At 69.7% G+C, this 15,161-nt stretch carries 14 protein-coding genes; 10 read left to right on the top strand and 4 right to left on the bottom strand.

Annotated elements, in window-relative coordinates; all coding sequences use genetic code 11:
* Position 1: 1 nt before the first annotated feature.
* From GUY60_RS02040 to GUY60_RS02060, 5 genes are all read left to right on the top strand, one after another.
* A complete protein-coding gene (locus GUY60_RS02040; RefSeq protein WP_161693096.1) occupies positions 2-766 on the top strand; it encodes a DUF3710 domain-containing protein in 765 nt (254 codons plus the stop codon).
* 291 nt (positions 767-1,057) lie between these two features.
* Positions 1,058-3,601, top strand: a complete 2,544-nt coding sequence (locus GUY60_RS02045; RefSeq protein ID WP_161693097.1) for a sensor histidine kinase — start codon at positions 1,058-1,060, stop codon at positions 3,599-3,601.
* An 86-nt stretch (positions 3,602-3,687) separates the two neighbouring features.
* On the top strand, positions 3,688-4,377 hold the full coding sequence (locus GUY60_RS02050) for a response regulator (protein ID WP_161693124.1): 690 nt from the start codon (positions 3,688-3,690) through the stop codon (positions 4,375-4,377).
* A gap of 74 nt (positions 4,378-4,451) precedes the next feature.
* Positions 4,452-4,850: an OB-fold nucleic acid binding domain-containing protein gene (locus GUY60_RS02055; protein WP_161693098.1), complete on the top strand. Its 399-nt coding sequence runs from the start codon at positions 4,452-4,454 to the stop codon at positions 4,848-4,850.
* 3 nt (positions 4,851-4,853) lie between these two features.
* The gene (locus GUY60_RS02060; protein ID WP_161693099.1) at positions 4,854-5,582 is read left to right on the top strand and encodes a DUF3159 domain-containing protein; all 729 of its coding nucleotides are present in this window, start codon (positions 4,854-4,856) and stop codon (positions 5,580-5,582) included.
* A 135-nt stretch (positions 5,583-5,717) separates the two neighbouring features.
* Here GUY60_RS02060 and GUY60_RS02065 read toward each other — a convergent pair whose 3' ends face one another.
* Complete coding sequence (locus GUY60_RS02065; protein WP_161693100.1) at positions 5,718-6,386, bottom strand: potassium channel family protein; 669 nt, start codon at positions 6,384-6,386, stop codon at positions 5,718-5,720.
* The gene (locus GUY60_RS02070) at positions 6,386-7,054 is read right to left on the bottom strand and encodes a potassium channel family protein (RefSeq protein ID WP_161693101.1); all 669 of its coding nucleotides are present in this window, start codon (positions 7,052-7,054) and stop codon (positions 6,386-6,388) included. The genes GUY60_RS02065 and GUY60_RS02070 overlap by 1 nt, the downstream gene beginning before the upstream one ends.
* A gap of 193 nt (positions 7,055-7,247) precedes the next feature.
* Between GUY60_RS02070 and GUY60_RS02075 the strand changes: the two genes are divergently transcribed.
* Both GUY60_RS02075 and GUY60_RS02080 read left to right on the top strand, forming a co-directional pair.
* Complete coding sequence (locus tag GUY60_RS02075; protein WP_312866153.1) at positions 7,248-9,401, top strand: APC family permease; 2,154 nt, start codon at positions 7,248-7,250, stop codon at positions 9,399-9,401.
* 108 nt (positions 9,402-9,509) lie between these two features.
* The gene (locus GUY60_RS02080) at positions 9,510-10,841 is read left to right on the top strand and encodes a class I SAM-dependent RNA methyltransferase (protein ID WP_161693102.1); all 1,332 of its coding nucleotides are present in this window, start codon (positions 9,510-9,512) and stop codon (positions 10,839-10,841) included.
* A 299-nt stretch (positions 10,842-11,140) separates the two neighbouring features.
* On the opposite strand, the gene GUY60_RS38160 is transcribed toward GUY60_RS02080, so the two are convergent.
* A complete protein-coding gene (locus GUY60_RS38160; RefSeq protein WP_187369911.1) occupies positions 11,141-11,278 on the bottom strand; it encodes a hypothetical protein in 138 nt (45 codons plus the stop codon).
* 185 nt (positions 11,279-11,463) lie between these two features.
* Between GUY60_RS38160 and GUY60_RS02090 the strand changes: the two genes are divergently transcribed.
* A complete protein-coding gene (locus GUY60_RS02090; RefSeq protein ID WP_188132082.1) occupies positions 11,464-12,567 on the top strand; it encodes a DegT/DnrJ/EryC1/StrS family aminotransferase in 1,104 nt (367 codons plus the stop codon).
* Positions 12,564-13,601, top strand: coding sequence for a Gfo/Idh/MocA family protein (locus GUY60_RS02095; protein ID WP_161693105.1), 1,038 nt, complete (start codon positions 12,564-12,566; stop codon positions 13,599-13,601). Before GUY60_RS02090 ends, GUY60_RS02095 begins: the two co-directional genes overlap by 4 nt.
* Before the next feature lie 19 nt (positions 13,602-13,620).
* On the opposite strand, the gene GUY60_RS02100 is transcribed toward GUY60_RS02095, so the two are convergent.
* Positions 13,621-14,268 carry a GtrA family protein gene (locus tag GUY60_RS02100; protein ID WP_161693106.1) on the bottom strand — a complete coding sequence of 216 codons (648 nt, stop codon included), beginning with the start codon at positions 14,266-14,268 and terminating at the stop codon, positions 13,621-13,623.
* Between GUY60_RS02100 and GUY60_RS02105 the strand changes: the two genes are divergently transcribed.
* Positions 14,224-15,138 (top strand): glycosyltransferase family 2 protein, encoded by a 915-nt coding sequence (locus GUY60_RS02105; RefSeq protein WP_161693107.1) that lies wholly within the window; start codon positions 14,224-14,226, stop codon positions 15,136-15,138. The genes GUY60_RS02100 and GUY60_RS02105 overlap by 45 nt on opposite strands.
* Positions 15,139-15,161: the final 23 nt, after the last annotated feature.

Here is a 15,161-nt window from a genome sequence, read left to right on the forward strand (position 1 = left end):
CGTGTTCGGACGTCGCAAGAAGAGTGACGCCGCCGACGGCGCGGCCGGCGAGGCCGAGCAGGTCGCCGAAGGCGTGGACCCCGAGACGGCGGATGACCAGCCGCGACGGGTGAACCTCCCGCCGGCCCCCCGTCCTGACGGACCCTGGGACATCTCCGAGGTGCGCGAGCCCGGCGAGGGTCGCGTCGACCTCGGCGGCATCTTCGTGCCCGGCGTCGAGGGCATGGAGCTGCGCGTGGAGGTGGCGGGCGACGCGATCGTCGCGGCCACCGTGGTGCTGCGCGAGAGCGCCGTACAGCTCCAGGCGTTCGCCGCTCCGAAGAAGGAGGGCATCTGGGGTGAGGTCCGCGAGGAGATCGCCTCGGGCATCACCCAGCAGGGCGGAGTGATCGACGAGGTCGAGGGCCCGCTCGGCTGGGAGCTGCGCGCCCAGGTTCCGGTGCAGCTGCCGGACGGTACGGGTGGCGTGCAGGTCGTCCGGTTCGTGGGCGTCGACGGTCCGCGCTGGTTCCTGCGCGGCGTCATCTCCGGCCAGGGCGCGGTGCAGCCCGAGGCCGCGGGCCTGCTCGAGCAGATCCTCCGGGACACCGTCGTCGTGCGTGGTGACGGCCCGATGGCGCCCCGTGACCCGATCGTCCTCAAGCTGCCGGACGACGCCCAGATGGTGGCCGAGGGCGGCGTGAAGGAGGAGAACCAGGAGGAGTCCCGGTTCTCCGGCGGGATGGGGCAGCTGGCCCGTGGCCCGGAGATCACCGAGGTTCGCTAGCGGTTCTTGAGTGCCGCGTCCCGCACCGTCGACTCGGGCGCCGCAGTCGCCCTGCGGGGCTCGTCCTCGAACTCCCCCAGCCTCCGGCCGGGAGGTGCCCCCGGGCGGGCTGAATTTTGGGCCGCATCCCCACCGGGGATGCGGCCCTTCTCGTTGCCGGGCCGCCGACGCCCGCCGCGTCAGAATCGCGTCAAATGCGGGGCGTACGACCACCTCGGGGGCCGTTGTCCGGAAATCCTGGCCGTAGGGTCGACGCGGCGTGAGCGGCGGATTTCGGAAGACAATGAGGCCATGGGACGCGGCAAGCTACGGATATACCTCGGTGCGGCACCGGGCGTGGGCAAGACCTACGCGATGCTGTCCGAGGCGCACCGCCGGGTGGAGCGGGGCACGGACTGCGTGGTCGCCTTCGTGGAACACCACGGCCGACCGCGTACCGAGACCCTGCTGCACGGCCTCGAACAGGTGCCGCGCCGCGAGCTCGACCACCGCGGCAGCGTCTTCACGGAGATGGACGTGGACGCGGTCCTGGTGCGCGCCCCCGCAGTCGCCCTCGTCGACGAGCTGGCGCACACCAACGTCCCCGGCTCACGTAACGCCAAACGCTGGCAGGACGTCGAGGAACTCCTCGCCGCGGGGATCGATGTCGTCTCCACCGTCAACATCCAGCACCTGGAGTCACTCGGTGATGTCGTCGAGTCGATAACGGGCGTACGGCAGCGCGAGACCGTCTCCGACGAAGTGGTGCGCCGGGCCGACCAGATAGAGCTGGTCGACATGTCGCCGGAGGCCCTGCGACGTCGGATGGCGCACGGCAACATCTACAAGCCGGACCGGATCGACGCCTCGCTCTCCAACTACTTCCGGCCCGGCAACCTCACCGCCCTGCGCGAGCTGGCCCTGCTGTGGACGGCGGACCGGGTCGACGAGTACCTGCAGCAGTACCGGGGCGAGCACAACATCCGCAGCACCTGGCAGGCCCGCGAGCGCATCGCCGTCGGGCTCACCGGCGGCCCCGAGGGGCGCACCCTGATCCGCCGCGCCGCCCGGATGGCCGCGAAGGGCTCGGGCAGCGAGATCCTCGCCGTCTACATCGCCCGCAGCGACGGCCTGACCTCCGCATCGCCGAAGGAACTCGCCCTCCAGCGCACCCTCGTGGAGGACCTGGGCGGCACGTTCCACCACGTCATCGGCGACGACATCCCCGCCTCGCTGCTCGAGTTCGCGCGCGGGGTCAACGCCACCCAGATCGTGCTCGGCTCCAGCCGCCGCAAGGCCTGGCAGTACGTGTTCGGGCCCGGGGTCGGCGCGACCGTCGCCCGTGACTCGGGGCCCGACCTGGACGTGCACATCGTGACGCACGAAGAGGTCGCCAAGGGGCGCGGGCTTCCGGTGGCCAGAGGTGCCCGGCTCGGCCGGTCCCGGATCGTCTCCGGCTGGCTGGTCGGCGTGCTCGGCCCGCTGCTGCTCACGCTGCTGCTGGCCAACATCGACGCGGACCTCGGGCTCGCCAACGACATGCTGCTGTTCCTCGCCCTGACGGTGGCGTCGGCGCTGCTCGGCGGACTGCTGCCCGCGCTGGCCTCGGCGGCGTTCGGCTCGCTGCTCCTGAACTACTACTTCACGCCGCCGCTGCACCTGTGGACCATCGCCGACTCCCGCAACATCGTCGCCCTCGCCGTCTTCGTGGGCGTCGCCGTGGCCGTCGCGTCCGTGGTCGACCTCGCCGCCCGGCGCACCCACCAGGCCGCCCGGCTGCGCGCCGAGTCGGAGATCCTGTCGTTCCTCGCGGGCAGTGTGCTGCGCGGCGAGACCAGCCTGGACGCCCTCCTCGAACGCGTCCGGGAGACCTTCAACATGGAGTCCGTCGCCCTGCTCGAACGGGCCGGCGACCGCGACCCGTGGACCTGCGCCGGGAGCGTCGGGCCGACGCCGCTCGGCCGCCCCGAGGACGCCGACGTGGACATGCCGGTCGGCGATCACATGGCGCTCGCCCTGAGCGGCCGGGTGCTGCCCGCCGAGAACCGGCGCGTGCTCGCCGCGTTCGCCGCGCAGGCCGCCGTGGTCCTCGACCGCCAGCGCCTCCAGGACGAGGCGGACCAGGCCCGCGCCCTCGCCGAGGGCAACCGCATCCGTACCGCCCTGCTCGCCGCCGTCAGCCACGATCTGCGGACCCCGCTGGCCGGCATCAAGGCCTCCGTGACCTCGCTGCGCTCGGACGACGTGGAGTGGTCCGACGAGGACCGGGCCGAGCTGCTCGAAGGCATCGAGGACGGCGCGGACCGGCTCGACCACCTCGTCGGCAACCTGCTCGACATGTCCCGCCTCCAGACCGGCACCGTGATGCCGCTGATCCGCCCCGTCGACCTGGACGAGGTGGTGCCGATGGCGCTGGGCGGCGTGCCCGAGGGCAGCGTCGACCTGGACATCCCGGAGACGCTGCCGATGGTCGAGGTCGACAAGGGTCTCCTGGAGCGTGCCGTCGCCAACATCGTCGAGAACGCCGTCAAGTACAGCCCCGACGGCCGCCGCGTCACGGTGTCCGCCAGCGCGCTCGGCACCCGCGTCGAGGTACGCGTCGTGGACCGCGGGCCCGGCGTGCCCGACGACGCCAAGGACCGCATCTTCGAGCCCTTCCAGCGCCACGGGGACGCCCCGCGCGGCGCCGGTGTCGGGCTCGGTCTCGCCGTGGCGCGGGGCTTCGTCGAGGCGATGGGCGGCACGCTGAACGCGGAGGACACCCCGGGCGGCGGCCTCACCATGCTGCTCACGCTGCGCGCCGCCGCCGGCCGTGAGCCGGTCGCGCCCGATCTCTCCGCGCAGGTCACCTCATGACCCCCGCACTTTCCGCAGGTCACCCCGTGACCGCGGGCACGACGGCCGCGGCACCCGCCGCCGCCACCGCAGAAAGGCAGGACCAGATGACCCGGGTGCTCGTGGTCGACGACGAGCCGCAGATCGTGCGCGCCCTCGTGATCAACCTGAAGGCACGCAAGTACGAGGTGGACGCGGCCGCCGACGGCGCCGCCGCCCTCCAGCTCGCCGCCGCCCGCCACCCCGACGTGATCGTTCTGGACCTCGGCCTGCCCGACATGGACGGCGTCGACGTGATCAAGGGGCTGCGCGGCTGGAGCCGGGTGCCGATCCTGGTGCTCTCCGCGCGGCACAGCTCCGACGAGAAGGTCGAGGCCCTGGACGCGGGCGCCGACGACTACGTGACCAAGCCCTTCGGCATGGACGAGTTGCTGGCCCGGCTGCGCGCCGCCGTACGCCGGGCAGAGCCGGCCACCGGTGGCGGCAGCGAGGACGACGCCGTCGTGGACGCCGGTGACTTCACCGTCGACCTGGCCGCGAAGAAGGTCCACCGCGGCGACCGCGACGTACGCCTGACCCCCACGGAGTGGCACCTCCTGGAGGTCCTCGTACGCAATACGGGTCGCCTGGTGAGCCAGAAGCAGTTGCTCCAGGAGGTCTGGGGCCCCTCCTACGGGACCGAGACCAACTACCTGCGGGTCTACATGGCCCAGCTGCGCCGCAAACTGGAGGCCGATCCCTCGCATCCCGCGCACTTCATCACCGAACCGGGCATGGGATATCGGTTCGAGCGGTGACCCTGGCGGGTCGGTGCGGCAAGGAGAGGCCCCGGCCTTGATCCGGTGTCGGTGGACCCCGGTACGCTTCTTGTATGAGTGCCGTTCCTCGTTCAGAAAAGCCGTCAGGCCGGTTCCGCCGGATGCTGGACCGGCTGTCCTCGTCCCAGGAGGAGCTGGATTCGGAGGAGCTCCGTGAGGACACGGAGACAGCGGGCTGTATCCGCATCGGCGACTGCGGCGACCGCGAGATAGTCACGGTTACTGGTACGTTGCGCACGGTCACGCTGCGCCCACGGGCCGGCGTCCCCGCCCTGGAGGCCGAGCTGTTCGACGGCTCCGCCGCCCTGGACGTGGTGTGGCTGGGCCGACGCTCCATCGTGGGTATCGAGCCGGGGCGCAGACTGATCGCATCGGGCCGGATCTCGATGAGCCGAGGCCGCCGGGTGCTCTTCAATCCCAAGTACGAACTCAGACCGCTCGGACGGGAGTAGCCGGTGACGTCTGTCGACAAGCCGACCGACCACACCACCCCGGATCAGGCCGGTGGTCCTGACAGTGATGCGAAGGCCGTGACCGAGGCCGCGCTTTTCGAGGCCTTCGGCGGCCTGCGGGGCATGATCGAGACGGTCCTGCCCGGCCTGCTGTTCGTCACCATCTACACGGTCAACAAAGACCTGAAGATGTCGGCCGTCGCCGCGGTCGGGGTGTCCCTGCTCCTCGTCGTGGTCCGCCTGGTCAAGCGGGACACCGTCAAGCACGCCTTCAGCGGCGTCTTCGGCGTCGCCTTCGGTGTGGTCTTCGCGATGATGACCGGCAATGCCAAGGACTTCTACCTGCCGGGCATGCTCTACACCCTCGGCCTCGCCCTCGCCTACATCGTGACCACGCTCGCCGGGGTCCCGCTGATCGGCCTGATCCTCGGCCCGGTGTTCAAGGAGAACCTCTCCTGGCGTACGCGCAATCCGGGCCGCAAGAAGGCCTACGCGAAGGCGAGTTACGCGTGGGGGGCGATCCTGCTCGCCAAGTGCGCGATCCTCTTCCCGCTGTACTGGTGGGCGGACACGACGCAGCTCGGCTGGGTCCTGGTCGCCCTGAAGATCCCGCCGTTCCTGCTTGCCGTCTGGCTGACCTGGGTCTTCCTGGCGAAGGCGCCGGCGCCGATTGATGTCTTCGCTGAGATGGAGGCGGAGGAGGCGGCGGAGAAGGAGCGGGCGTCGTCTTAAGGGCACCCCGGTCCAGCGCACCGTCGATCGCCCTGCGGGCTCGTCCTCAAGCGCCGGACGGGCTGGATGTACCGGAAGGGGCCCGGAACCTTGCAGGTTCCGGGCCCCTTCCGCGTACTCGTACTCGTACGACCGCTAGCTCTCCTTGCGGACCGACAGCAGGTCCTCGAGCTGTTCCTCGCGGGCCTGGGCGGCTACGAAGAGGAGTTCGTCGCCCGCCTCCAGGGAGTCCTCGGCCGTGGGGGCCAGGACGCGGGTGCCGCGGATGATCGTCACCAGGGACGTGTCCTCCGGCCAGGAGATGTCGCCGATGGTGGTGCCCGCGAGCGCGGACTCCGGCGGCAGGGTCAGCTCGACCAGGTTGGCGTCGCCGTGGCTGAAGCGCAGCAGCCGCACCAGGTCGCCGACGCTGACGGCCTCCTCGACCAGGGCCGACATCAGCCGCGGCGTGGACACCGCGACGTCGACGCCCCAGGACTCGTTGAACAGCCACTCGTTCTTCGGGTTGTTGACGCGGGCGACGACGCGCGGGACGCCGTACTCGGTCTTCGCGAGGAGGGAGACGACGAGGTTGACCTTGTCGTCGCCGGTCGCCGCGATCACGACGTTGCAGCGCTGCAGCGCGGCCTCGTCGAGCGAGGTGATCTCACAGGCGTCCGCGAGCAGCCACTCGGCCTGCGGCACCCGCTCCACCGAGATGGCGGTCGGGGCCTTGTCGACCAGGAGCACCTCGTGCCCGTTCTCCAGGAGCTCGCCCGCGATGGAACGACCCACCGCGCCCGCTCCGGCAATGGCGACGCGCATCAGTGACCGCCCTCCTCAGGGCCCTCGGCGAACGCCGCTTCGACCTTCTCGACCTCGTCGGTGCGCATCATCACGTGCACCAGGTCGCCTTCCTGCAGCACCGTCTGGGAGGTCGGCAGGATCGCCTCGCCCAGCCGGGTGAGGAACGCGACGCGTACGCCGGTCTCCTCCTGCATCTTGCTGATCTTGTTCCCGACCCAGGCGCTGGAAGCGTGCACCTCGGCGAGCTGCACCCCGCCCGTGGGGTCCCGCCACAGCGGCTCCGCGCCCGAGGGCAGCAGCCGGCGCAGCATCTGGTCGGCGGTCCAGCGGACCGTCGCGACCGTCGGGATGCCCAGGCGCTGGTAGACCTCGGCGCGACGCGGGTCGTAGATACGGGCCGCGACGTTCTCGATGCCGAACATCTCGCGGGCCACCCGGGCGGCGATGATGTTCGAGTTGTCGCCGCTGCTGACCGCGGCGAAGGCGCCGGCGTCCTCGATACCCGCCTCGCGCAGGGTGTCCTGGTCGAAGCCGACGCCGGTGACGCGGCGCCCGCCGAAGCCGGAGCCGAGACGGCGAAAGGCCGTGGGGTCCTGGTCGACCACCGCGACCGTATGCCCCTGTTGCTCCAGGGTCTGCGCGAGTGCGGCGCCCACTCGTCCGCAGCCCATGATGACGATGTGCACGACCGTCCTTCCGGCTGGCTGTCCTGCGTTCCTGCGTTAGGAATGCGTTAGTAACTGGTGAGCCGAATTGTCCTGATGGGACCGCGATGGGTCCCGGGGCTCAGGCTTAACAGGGTCTCAGACAGACGCACAAGCTACACAGCCGCCGGACGCGGGTGGGCGGCCCCCCTTGCGAACGCTTACGATCCTCACCGTGTCCAAACTGACCGACGTGCCCAAACGGATTCTCATCGGGCGCGCACTGCGCAGCGACCGGCTGGGAGAAACGCTTCTCCCGAAGCGCATCGCTCTCCCCGTCTTCGCCTCCGACCCACTGTCATCGGTGGCGTACGCGCCGGGAGAAGTGCTTCTGGTGCTCTCCATCGCGGGTGTGTCGGCGTATCACTTCAGTCCCTGGATCGCCCTCGCGGTCGTGGTGCTGATGTTCACCGTGGTCGCGTCGTACCGGCAGAACGTGCACGCCTATCCGAGCGGCGGCGGCGACTACGAGGTCGCCAACACCAACCTCGGCCCCAAGGCCGGACTGACCGTCGCGAGCGCCCTGCTCGTCGACTACGTCCTGACCGTCGCCGTGTCGATCTCCTCGGGCATCGAGAACCTCGGCTCCGCCGTCCCGTTCGTCGTCGAGAACAAGGTGCTCTGCGCCGTCGTCGTGATCGGTCTGCTGACCGTGATGAACCTGCGCGGCGTAAAGGAGTCCGGAAAACTCTTCGCGATCCCGACGTACGTCTTCGTGGCGGGCGTCTTCATCATGATCGCGTGGGGCGCGTTCCGCGGGCTCGTCCTCGGGGACGACATGCAGGCCCCGACCGCCGACTTCGAGATCAAGCCCGAACACCAGGGCCTGGCCGGGTTCGCGCTGGTCTTCCTGCTGCTGCGGGCGTTCTCCTCCGGCTGTGCGGCGCTCACCGGTGTCGAGGCGATCAGCAACGGCGTCCCCGCCTTCCGCAAGCCGAAGTCGAAGAACGCCGCCACCACGCTTGCCCTCATGGGCGGCCTGGCCGTCACCATGTTCTGCGGCATCATCGTGCTCGCGATGACCACCGGCGTACGGATGGCCGAGAAGCCCGAGCACGACCTGCTCGTCAACGGCCAGCCGGTCGGCGCCGATTACGTCCAGAACCCGGTGATCTCGCAGGTCGCCGAGGCGGTCTTCGGGGACGGCTCGTTCCTGTTCATCGTCCTTGCCGCGGCCACCGCGCTCGTGCTGTTCCTCGCCGCCAACACCGCGTACAACGGCTTCCCGCTGCTCGGTTCGATCCTCGCGCAGGACCGTTACCTGCCGCGTCAGCTGCACACCCGCGGCGACCGGCTCGCGTTCTCCAACGGCATCGTGCTGCTTGCCGGCGCGGCCGCGCTGCTCGTCGTCATCTACGGGGCCGACTCGACGCGGCTGATCCAGCTGTACATCGTCGGCGTCTTCGTCTCGTTCACGCTCAGCCAGATCGGCATGGTCCGGCACTGGAACCGGCACCTGCGCACCGAGAAGGACCCGGCCAAGCGGAGCCGGATGAAGCGCTCCCGGGCGATCAACACCTTCGGCGCGTTCTTCACCGGCCTGGTCCTGGTCGTCGTCCTGGTCACCAAGTTCACGCACGGCGCCTGGGTCGCGCTGCTCGGCATGGTGATCTTCTACGCGACGATGAGCGCGATCCGCCGTCACTACGACCGCGTGGCCGACGAGATCGCCGCCCCCGAGGGCCCGTCAGACGACAGTGTGCGGCCGTCGCGGGTGCACTCCATCGTCCTTGTCTCCAAGGTCCACCGGCCGACGCTGCGCGCGGTCGCGTACGCGAAGCTGATGCGCTCCGACACCCTCGAAGCGGTCAGCATCAACGTCGACGCGGCCGAGACCAAGGCGCTCAGGGAGGAGTGGGAGCGGCGCGGCATCTCCGTACCGCTGAAGATCCTCGACTCCCCGTACCGCGAGATCACCCGCCCGATCATCGACTACGTCAAGAACCTGCGCCGGGAGTCGCCGCGCGACGCGGTCAGCGTGATCATTCCCGAGTACGTGGTGGGTCACTGGTACGAGCACCTGCTGCACAACCAGAGCGCCCTGCGGCTCAAGGGCCGGCTGCTGTTCACGCCGGGCGTGATGGTCACCTCGGTGCCGTACCAGCTGGAGTCCTCCGAGGCCGCCAAGAAGCGGGCCCGCAGGCGCTCGGAGTGGAACGCTCCGGGTGCGGTGCGACGCGGCCCCGTCGAACAGCGCAAGCCGAAGGCGGCCGCGGGCGCGGAGGCCAAGGGGAGCGGGAGCGGTAACGGGAGCGGTAACGGCAAGGGCAACGGGAACGGCACTGGGTCCGGTTCCGGGTCAGGTTCCGGTTCCGGCGACAAGGGCTGAGCCCCCCCCGCACGTCCCTCGCACTCGGTGAGCGGCCGGGCAGCGTCCACGTAGACTTGTGGGCTGTTGTCCGGCCGTTCCCCTTTGACTTTTTGGAGCCACCCCACCATGCAGGCAGAACCGAAGAACTCGCTGGTGGGAGAGGAGTACGAGGTCGAGGTCGGCCCCGTAGCCCACGGCGGCCACTGCATCGCCCGTACGTCCGAGGGACAGGTGCTCTTCGTACGGCACACGTTGCCCGGTGAGCGGGTCGTGGCGCGGGTCACGGAGGGCGAGGAGGGCGCGCGCTTCCTGCGGGCGGACGCGGTCGAGATCCTGCAGGCATCGAAGGACCGCATCGAGGCGCCGTGCCCGTACGCCGGTCCTGGGCGCTGCGGCGGTTGCGACTGGCAGCACGCCAAGCCGGGCGCGCAGCGCCGCCTCAAGGGCGAGGTGCTCACCGAGCAGCTCAAGCACCTCGCGGGCCTGACGCCCGAGGAGGCCGGCTGGGACGGCACGGTCATGCCCGCCGAGGGCGACAAGCTGCCCGCCGGTGAGGTCCCGGCCTGGCGCACGCGCGTGCAGTACGCGGTGGACGCCGAGACCGGGAAGGCCGGTCTGCGTCGGCACCGTTCGCACGAGGTCGAGCCGATCGAGCACTGCATGATCGCGGCTGAGGGCGTCTCGGAACTCGGCATCGAGAAGCGGGAGTGGCCGGGCATGGCGTCCATCGACGCGATCGCCGCCACGGGTTCCCAGGACCGTCAGGTGATCCTGACCCCGCGTCCCGGCGCCCGGCTGCCCATCGTCGAACTCGACCGTCCCGTCTCGGTGATGCGGGTCGGCGAGAAGGACGGCGGCGTGCACCGCGTCCACGGGCGCCCCTTCGTCCGCGAACGCGCCGACGGCCGCACCCACCGCGTCGGCAACGGCGGCTTCTGGCAGGTCCACCCCAAGGCCGCCGAGACCCTGGTCCTCGCGGTGATGCAGGGCCTGCTGCCGCGCAAGGGCGACACGGCCCTCGACCTGTACTGCGGCGTCGGCCTCTTCGCCGGCGCCATCGCGGACCGGGTCGGCGAGCAGGGCGCGGTGCTCGGCATCGAGTCCGGCAAGCGTGCGGTCGAGGACGCGCGGCACAACCTCGCGGAGTTCGACCGGGTCCGTATCGAGCAGGGCAAGGTCGAGTCGGTACTGCCGCGGACGGGCATCACGGACGTCGACCTGATCGTCCTTGACCCGCCCCGCGCGGGCGCGGGCAAGCAGACGGTGAACCACCTGACCGGCCTCGGCGCCCGCCGCATCGCGTACGTTGCCTGCGACCCGGCCGCGCTGGCGCGGGACTTGGGGTACTTCCGGGAGGGGGGTTATCGGGTGCGGATGCTTCGGGCTTTTGATTTGTTCCCGATGACGCACCACCTTGAGTGTGTGGCGATTCTGGAGCCCAGCTCGAAGGGTGCCTGAACCGCGGCTTCTGACGCGGACGAAGACGGTCCGCGGATGGTCTCGCCCGGCCGGTGACGGCCAACGGTGCGTCCACTCATGTGGTGACGGCCGGTTGGGGGGCTCGGACGGCCGTGTTCGTCGCCGGGACCAACTTCAACGCCTCCTCCTCCCTGCCGCCGCGCGTACTCGCCCCGGCGGTCCGCACGGCACTCGGCGCCGACCTGCGGGGTGATCGCCGACGCGGGGCATCTCGTGGTCGAGGAACTCGCGGTACGTGGCCGGACTGGTGGATGCCCGGCGCACCTAGCCGGGCTCCGTCAGGTCTCAGCCGAGGCGATGACGGTCTCGGCTGTGGCGTACGTGAAGTCCTCGCCGGAGCGTTCGATGCCGACGGCGGTCGCGCCGTACAGCCTCTCGCTGAGCGTGCGCGCGCTGACCTGCCGCCTGGAGCGCATCCACCACCTGACCGGCATCAACCTCGCCGACCCGCGGGGCCCGCTTCCAGAACGCTTGCCCGATCTGCGGTCAAAATCGCTTCATCGTACGCATACTGCTTTGGGTTGATAGGTGGTGACAACAGAAACCCCGGACGGGGAACGGCGGTTAAAGACAGGCCGACTCCCACGCTCCCGAACGGAGACTGCCCGTGTCCGGGTCTCATCTGTCCATCCCAGCCGCCCGGCCCGTGATCGGCGAGGCCGAGATCGAAGCCGCCGTTCGCGTTCTGCGCAGCGGGCATGTCATCCAGGGGCCTGAAGTGGCCGCTTTCGAGGAGGAGTTCTCGGAGCTGGTCGCCGAACGCACCTGTGTCGCCGTCAACTCCGGTACGTCCGCACTGCACTTGAGCCTCATGGCGCTCGGCATCGGGCGGGGCGACGAGGTGGTGGTGCCGTCCTTCTCGTTCGCCGCGACCGCCAACGCCGTACGCCTGGCGGGCGCCGAACCGGTCTTCGCCGACATCACCCCCGACACCTACTGCCTCGACCCGGACGCCGTGGCCGCGGCGATCGGCCCGCGCACCGCGGCGCTGATGCCCGTGCACCTGTACGGGCACCCCGCCCCCATGGACCGCCTGATGCCGCTCGCCGCCCGCCAGGGCCTCGCCGTGATCGAGGACGCCTGCCAGGCGCACGGTGCCGCGCTGCACGGCCGGCCGGTCGGATCGTTCGGGCAGGCCGGGTGCTTCAGCTTCTACCCGACGAAGAACATGCACGCGCTCGAAGGCGGCATGATCACCACCGACGACCCCCAACTGGCCCGCACACTGCGGCTGTTGCGGAACCAGGGCATGGAGCAGCGGTACGAGAACGAGATCGTCGGCGCCAACATGCGGATGACCGACGTGGCGGCGGCCGTCGGCCGTGAGCAGCTGAGGCAGCTCCCGGCGTGGACCGAGCAGCGGCGGGCCAACGCCAAGGTGCTCGACTCCGGCATCGAGGGGCTGCCCGTGCCGCAGGTGGCCGACGGTGCCCGGCACGTCTACCACCAGTACACCGTCGCCGTCCCCGACGGCCGCAGGGATGCCGTACAGCGGGAACTGGCAGGCCAGGGCATCGGCTCCGCCGTGTACTACCCGACCCCGATCCACCGCCTGCGGCCGTACCAGGATCTGTCGGCGCCACCGCTGCCCGAGACCGAGCGCGCCTGCGCCGAGGTGCTCTCGCTGCCGGTCCACCCCACCCTCGGGCAGGGCGAGTTGGAGCGCATCGCCCGCGCCGTGACCGTCGCTGGAGGTCTCCGGTGAGCAAGCGGACTCTGCGTGCGGGGCTTGTCGGTCTGGGTGCGATGGGACGCAACCACGCCCGTGTCCTCTCGTCCCTCGACGGCGTCGAACTCGTCGGCGTCATGGACCCGGCAGGGGACTCCGCGGGTGCCGCCCGAGGTGCCCCGGTCGTCGCCACCCTCCCCGAACTCCTCGCGCTCGGCCTCGACTACGCCGTGGTCGCCTGCCCCACGGCGCTGCACGAGGAGGTCGGCCTCGGCCTGGCGGGGGCCGGAGTGTGCGCGCTGATCGAGAAGCCGCTTGCACACACCGCGGCCGCGGCCCGACGGCTGGCCGACGCCTTCGACGCGGCCGGTCTGGTCGCCGGGGTGGGGCATATCGAGCGGTTCAACCCGGCGCTGCAGAGCCTGCGTTCACGCCTGGAGGCGGGAGAGCTCGGTGAGCTGTTCCAGGTGGTCACGCGGCGCCAGGGGCCGTTCCCGCGGCGCATCGCGGACGTGGGCGTCGTCAAGGACCTGGCGACCCACGACATCGATCTCACCAGCTGGGTGACGGGCTGCGACTACGCCTCGGTGACGGCCAGGACCGTGTGCAAGAGCGGCCGCCCGCACGAGGACATGGTCGCGGTCGTCGGTGAGCTCTCCGACGGCACCATGGTCAGCCACCTCGTGAACTGGCTCAGCCCGCTCAAGGAGCGCTTCACGGCGGTCACCGGTCAGCGCGGCTGCTTCATCGCGGACACCCTCACCGCGGACCTGACCTTCCACGCCAACGGCGCCCTCGACACGGAGTGGGAAGCACTGAGCGCCTTCCGCGGCGCCGCCGAGGGCGACATGGTCCGGTACGCGATCCTCAAGCGCGAGCCGCTGTTCGTCGAGCACGAGCGGTTCCGCGACGCGGTGGAGGGCAAGGACGCCGACATCGTGACTCTCGACCAGGGGCTGCGGACGGTCGAGGTCGCCGAGGCGGTCCTCGACTCGGCACGGCGGAAGACGTCCCTGCCGTTGCAGAGCTCGCACCCCCGGAACCTGACGACGGTCGCCCAGCGGTCGTGAGTCGCGGCGGCCCGCGTGATCAGTTCTGCTCTCCCCGCAGTTCTGTTCTTCCCGCAGAACTGATCACGCGGGGCCGCGCACCGGAAGGCCTGAAGACCCACCACCGGAAAGCACCGTAATTGGCTACGGCATTGACGATGGTTGACGCCGTTTTCGCTACTACGTACGACATCCCGAGAGCGGTGAGCCCGGTGACCGTGGCGATGGTCGCGAAGTAATTGAGCGCGACGAGCGTCAGGTATTTGACAAAGGCGGGGCCGACCATGGCGCCGCTACGGAAGACAAATGCTCTGTTGAGTCCGAAGTTGACCGCAAGAACGGTCACGAAAGCCACCGATGTGGCTGCGGCAAGCGGCACTTGGAGCCCGCCGTGCAGCAGGACAAGGGTCCCGACATCGATCGCATAGCAGAGCCCTCCGACAAGTAGAAATCTTGTCGTATTGGCCGAGAAAATGCGGCAAGCGGTGTTTCTGATGGTCCCGGTAATTTCTGGTACCTTCCTCCCTGCTCCAGCCCCATCGTCGCAGATGGATTTCCTGGCGAAGAACCGTGAGAGGGGTTTTTCTTCGTGTACCAAAATATGAAAATCGCGGTCGTGGTACCGGCGTACAACGAGGAGAAATTGATCGCTCGGACGATCAATACCATGCCCGATTTCGTGGACCATATCGTGGTGATCGACGACGCCAGCAGTGACACGACGGCCGTCGAGGCCCGCGACGCCGGTGACCCGCGTGTGGTGCTCATCGAGCACGAGGTCAACACGGGAGTCGGGGGAGCGGTCTGCGACGGGCACAAGGAGGCGCTGCGGCTCGGGTGCGATGTCTCGGTCGTCATGGCCGGCGACGGGCAGATGGACCCGGAGTATCTGCCCGCCCTGCTCGCCCCGATCTGTGACGGGACCGCTCACTTCACCAAGGCGAACCGCTTCTACTCCCGCGACTCCTATCGCGGCATGCCCAAGTACCGGATCCTCGGCAACGTCATCCTCTCCTTCATGACCAAACTGGCCTCCGGATACTGGCACTTGTTCGATCCGCAGAACGGGTACACCGCGATCCACCGGGCGGCACTGGAACGGTTGAACCTCGACCGTGTGGCCAAGGACTACTCGTTCGAGAACGACCTTCTGATCAACCTGAACATTCTTCGGATCCCGGCCTGTGACGTCCCGATTCCCGCGGTCTACGGGAGCGAGGTGTCAACCATGCGGATGCACAAGGTCATTCCCGCGTTGATCGCCCAGCTGACTCGCGGGATCGGTCGGCGCATCCTCTTCAAGTACGTCGTGTTCTCCTTCTCGCCGATCGCTCTGCTGCTTCTGGCGGGACTTTCGCTGATCGCCTTCGGTGGTGCGGCGAGCACCTGGGTGCTGGTCCACACGCTCGGGCCCGCGAGTGCCAGTGCGGGAAGTGTCCTGCTGGCGACGATGCCCATCCTCACGGGCATTCACTTTCTCGTCGGCGCCCTGATGCTCGATATCCAGGAGAGCCCGGACCGTCGGGCCGCCACCGCCGGAATCGTCGGCGGCCACTGATCCGGGGGCGGCGGCCCGTTGCC

Source organism: Streptomyces boluensis (assembly GCF_009908195.1).
Lineage (GTDB): Bacteria > Actinomycetota > Actinomycetes > Streptomycetales > Streptomycetaceae > Streptomyces > Streptomyces boluensis.

Excerpts from the sequence above, each read along its gene's own strand:
- GUY60_RS02065 (WP_161693100.1), bottom strand. The coding sequence starts at position 6,386 with ATGCGCGTCGCCATTGCCGGAGCGGGCGCGGTGGGTCGTTCCATCGCG.
- GUY60_RS02045 (WP_161693097.1), top strand. The coding sequence starts at position 1,058 with ATGGGACGCGGCAAGCTACGGATATACCTCGGTGCGGCACCGGGCGTG.
- GUY60_RS02050 (WP_161693124.1), top strand. The coding sequence starts at position 3,688 with ATGACCCGGGTGCTCGTGGTCGACGACGAGCCGCAGATCGTGCGCGCC.
- GUY60_RS02055 (WP_161693098.1), top strand. The coding sequence starts at position 4,452 with ATGAGTGCCGTTCCTCGTTCAGAAAAGCCGTCAGGCCGGTTCCGCCGG.
- GUY60_RS02080 (WP_161693102.1), top strand. The coding sequence starts at position 9,510 with ATGCAGGCAGAACCGAAGAACTCGCTGGTGGGAGAGGAGTACGAGGTC.
- GUY60_RS38160 (WP_187369911.1), bottom strand. The coding sequence starts at position 11,278 with ATGCGCTCCAGGCGGCAGGTCAGCGCGCGCACGCTCAGCGAGAGGCTG.
- GUY60_RS02100 (WP_161693106.1), bottom strand. The coding sequence starts at position 14,268 with ATGGTCCACGAAATCGGGCATGGTATTGATCGTCCGAGCGATCAATTT.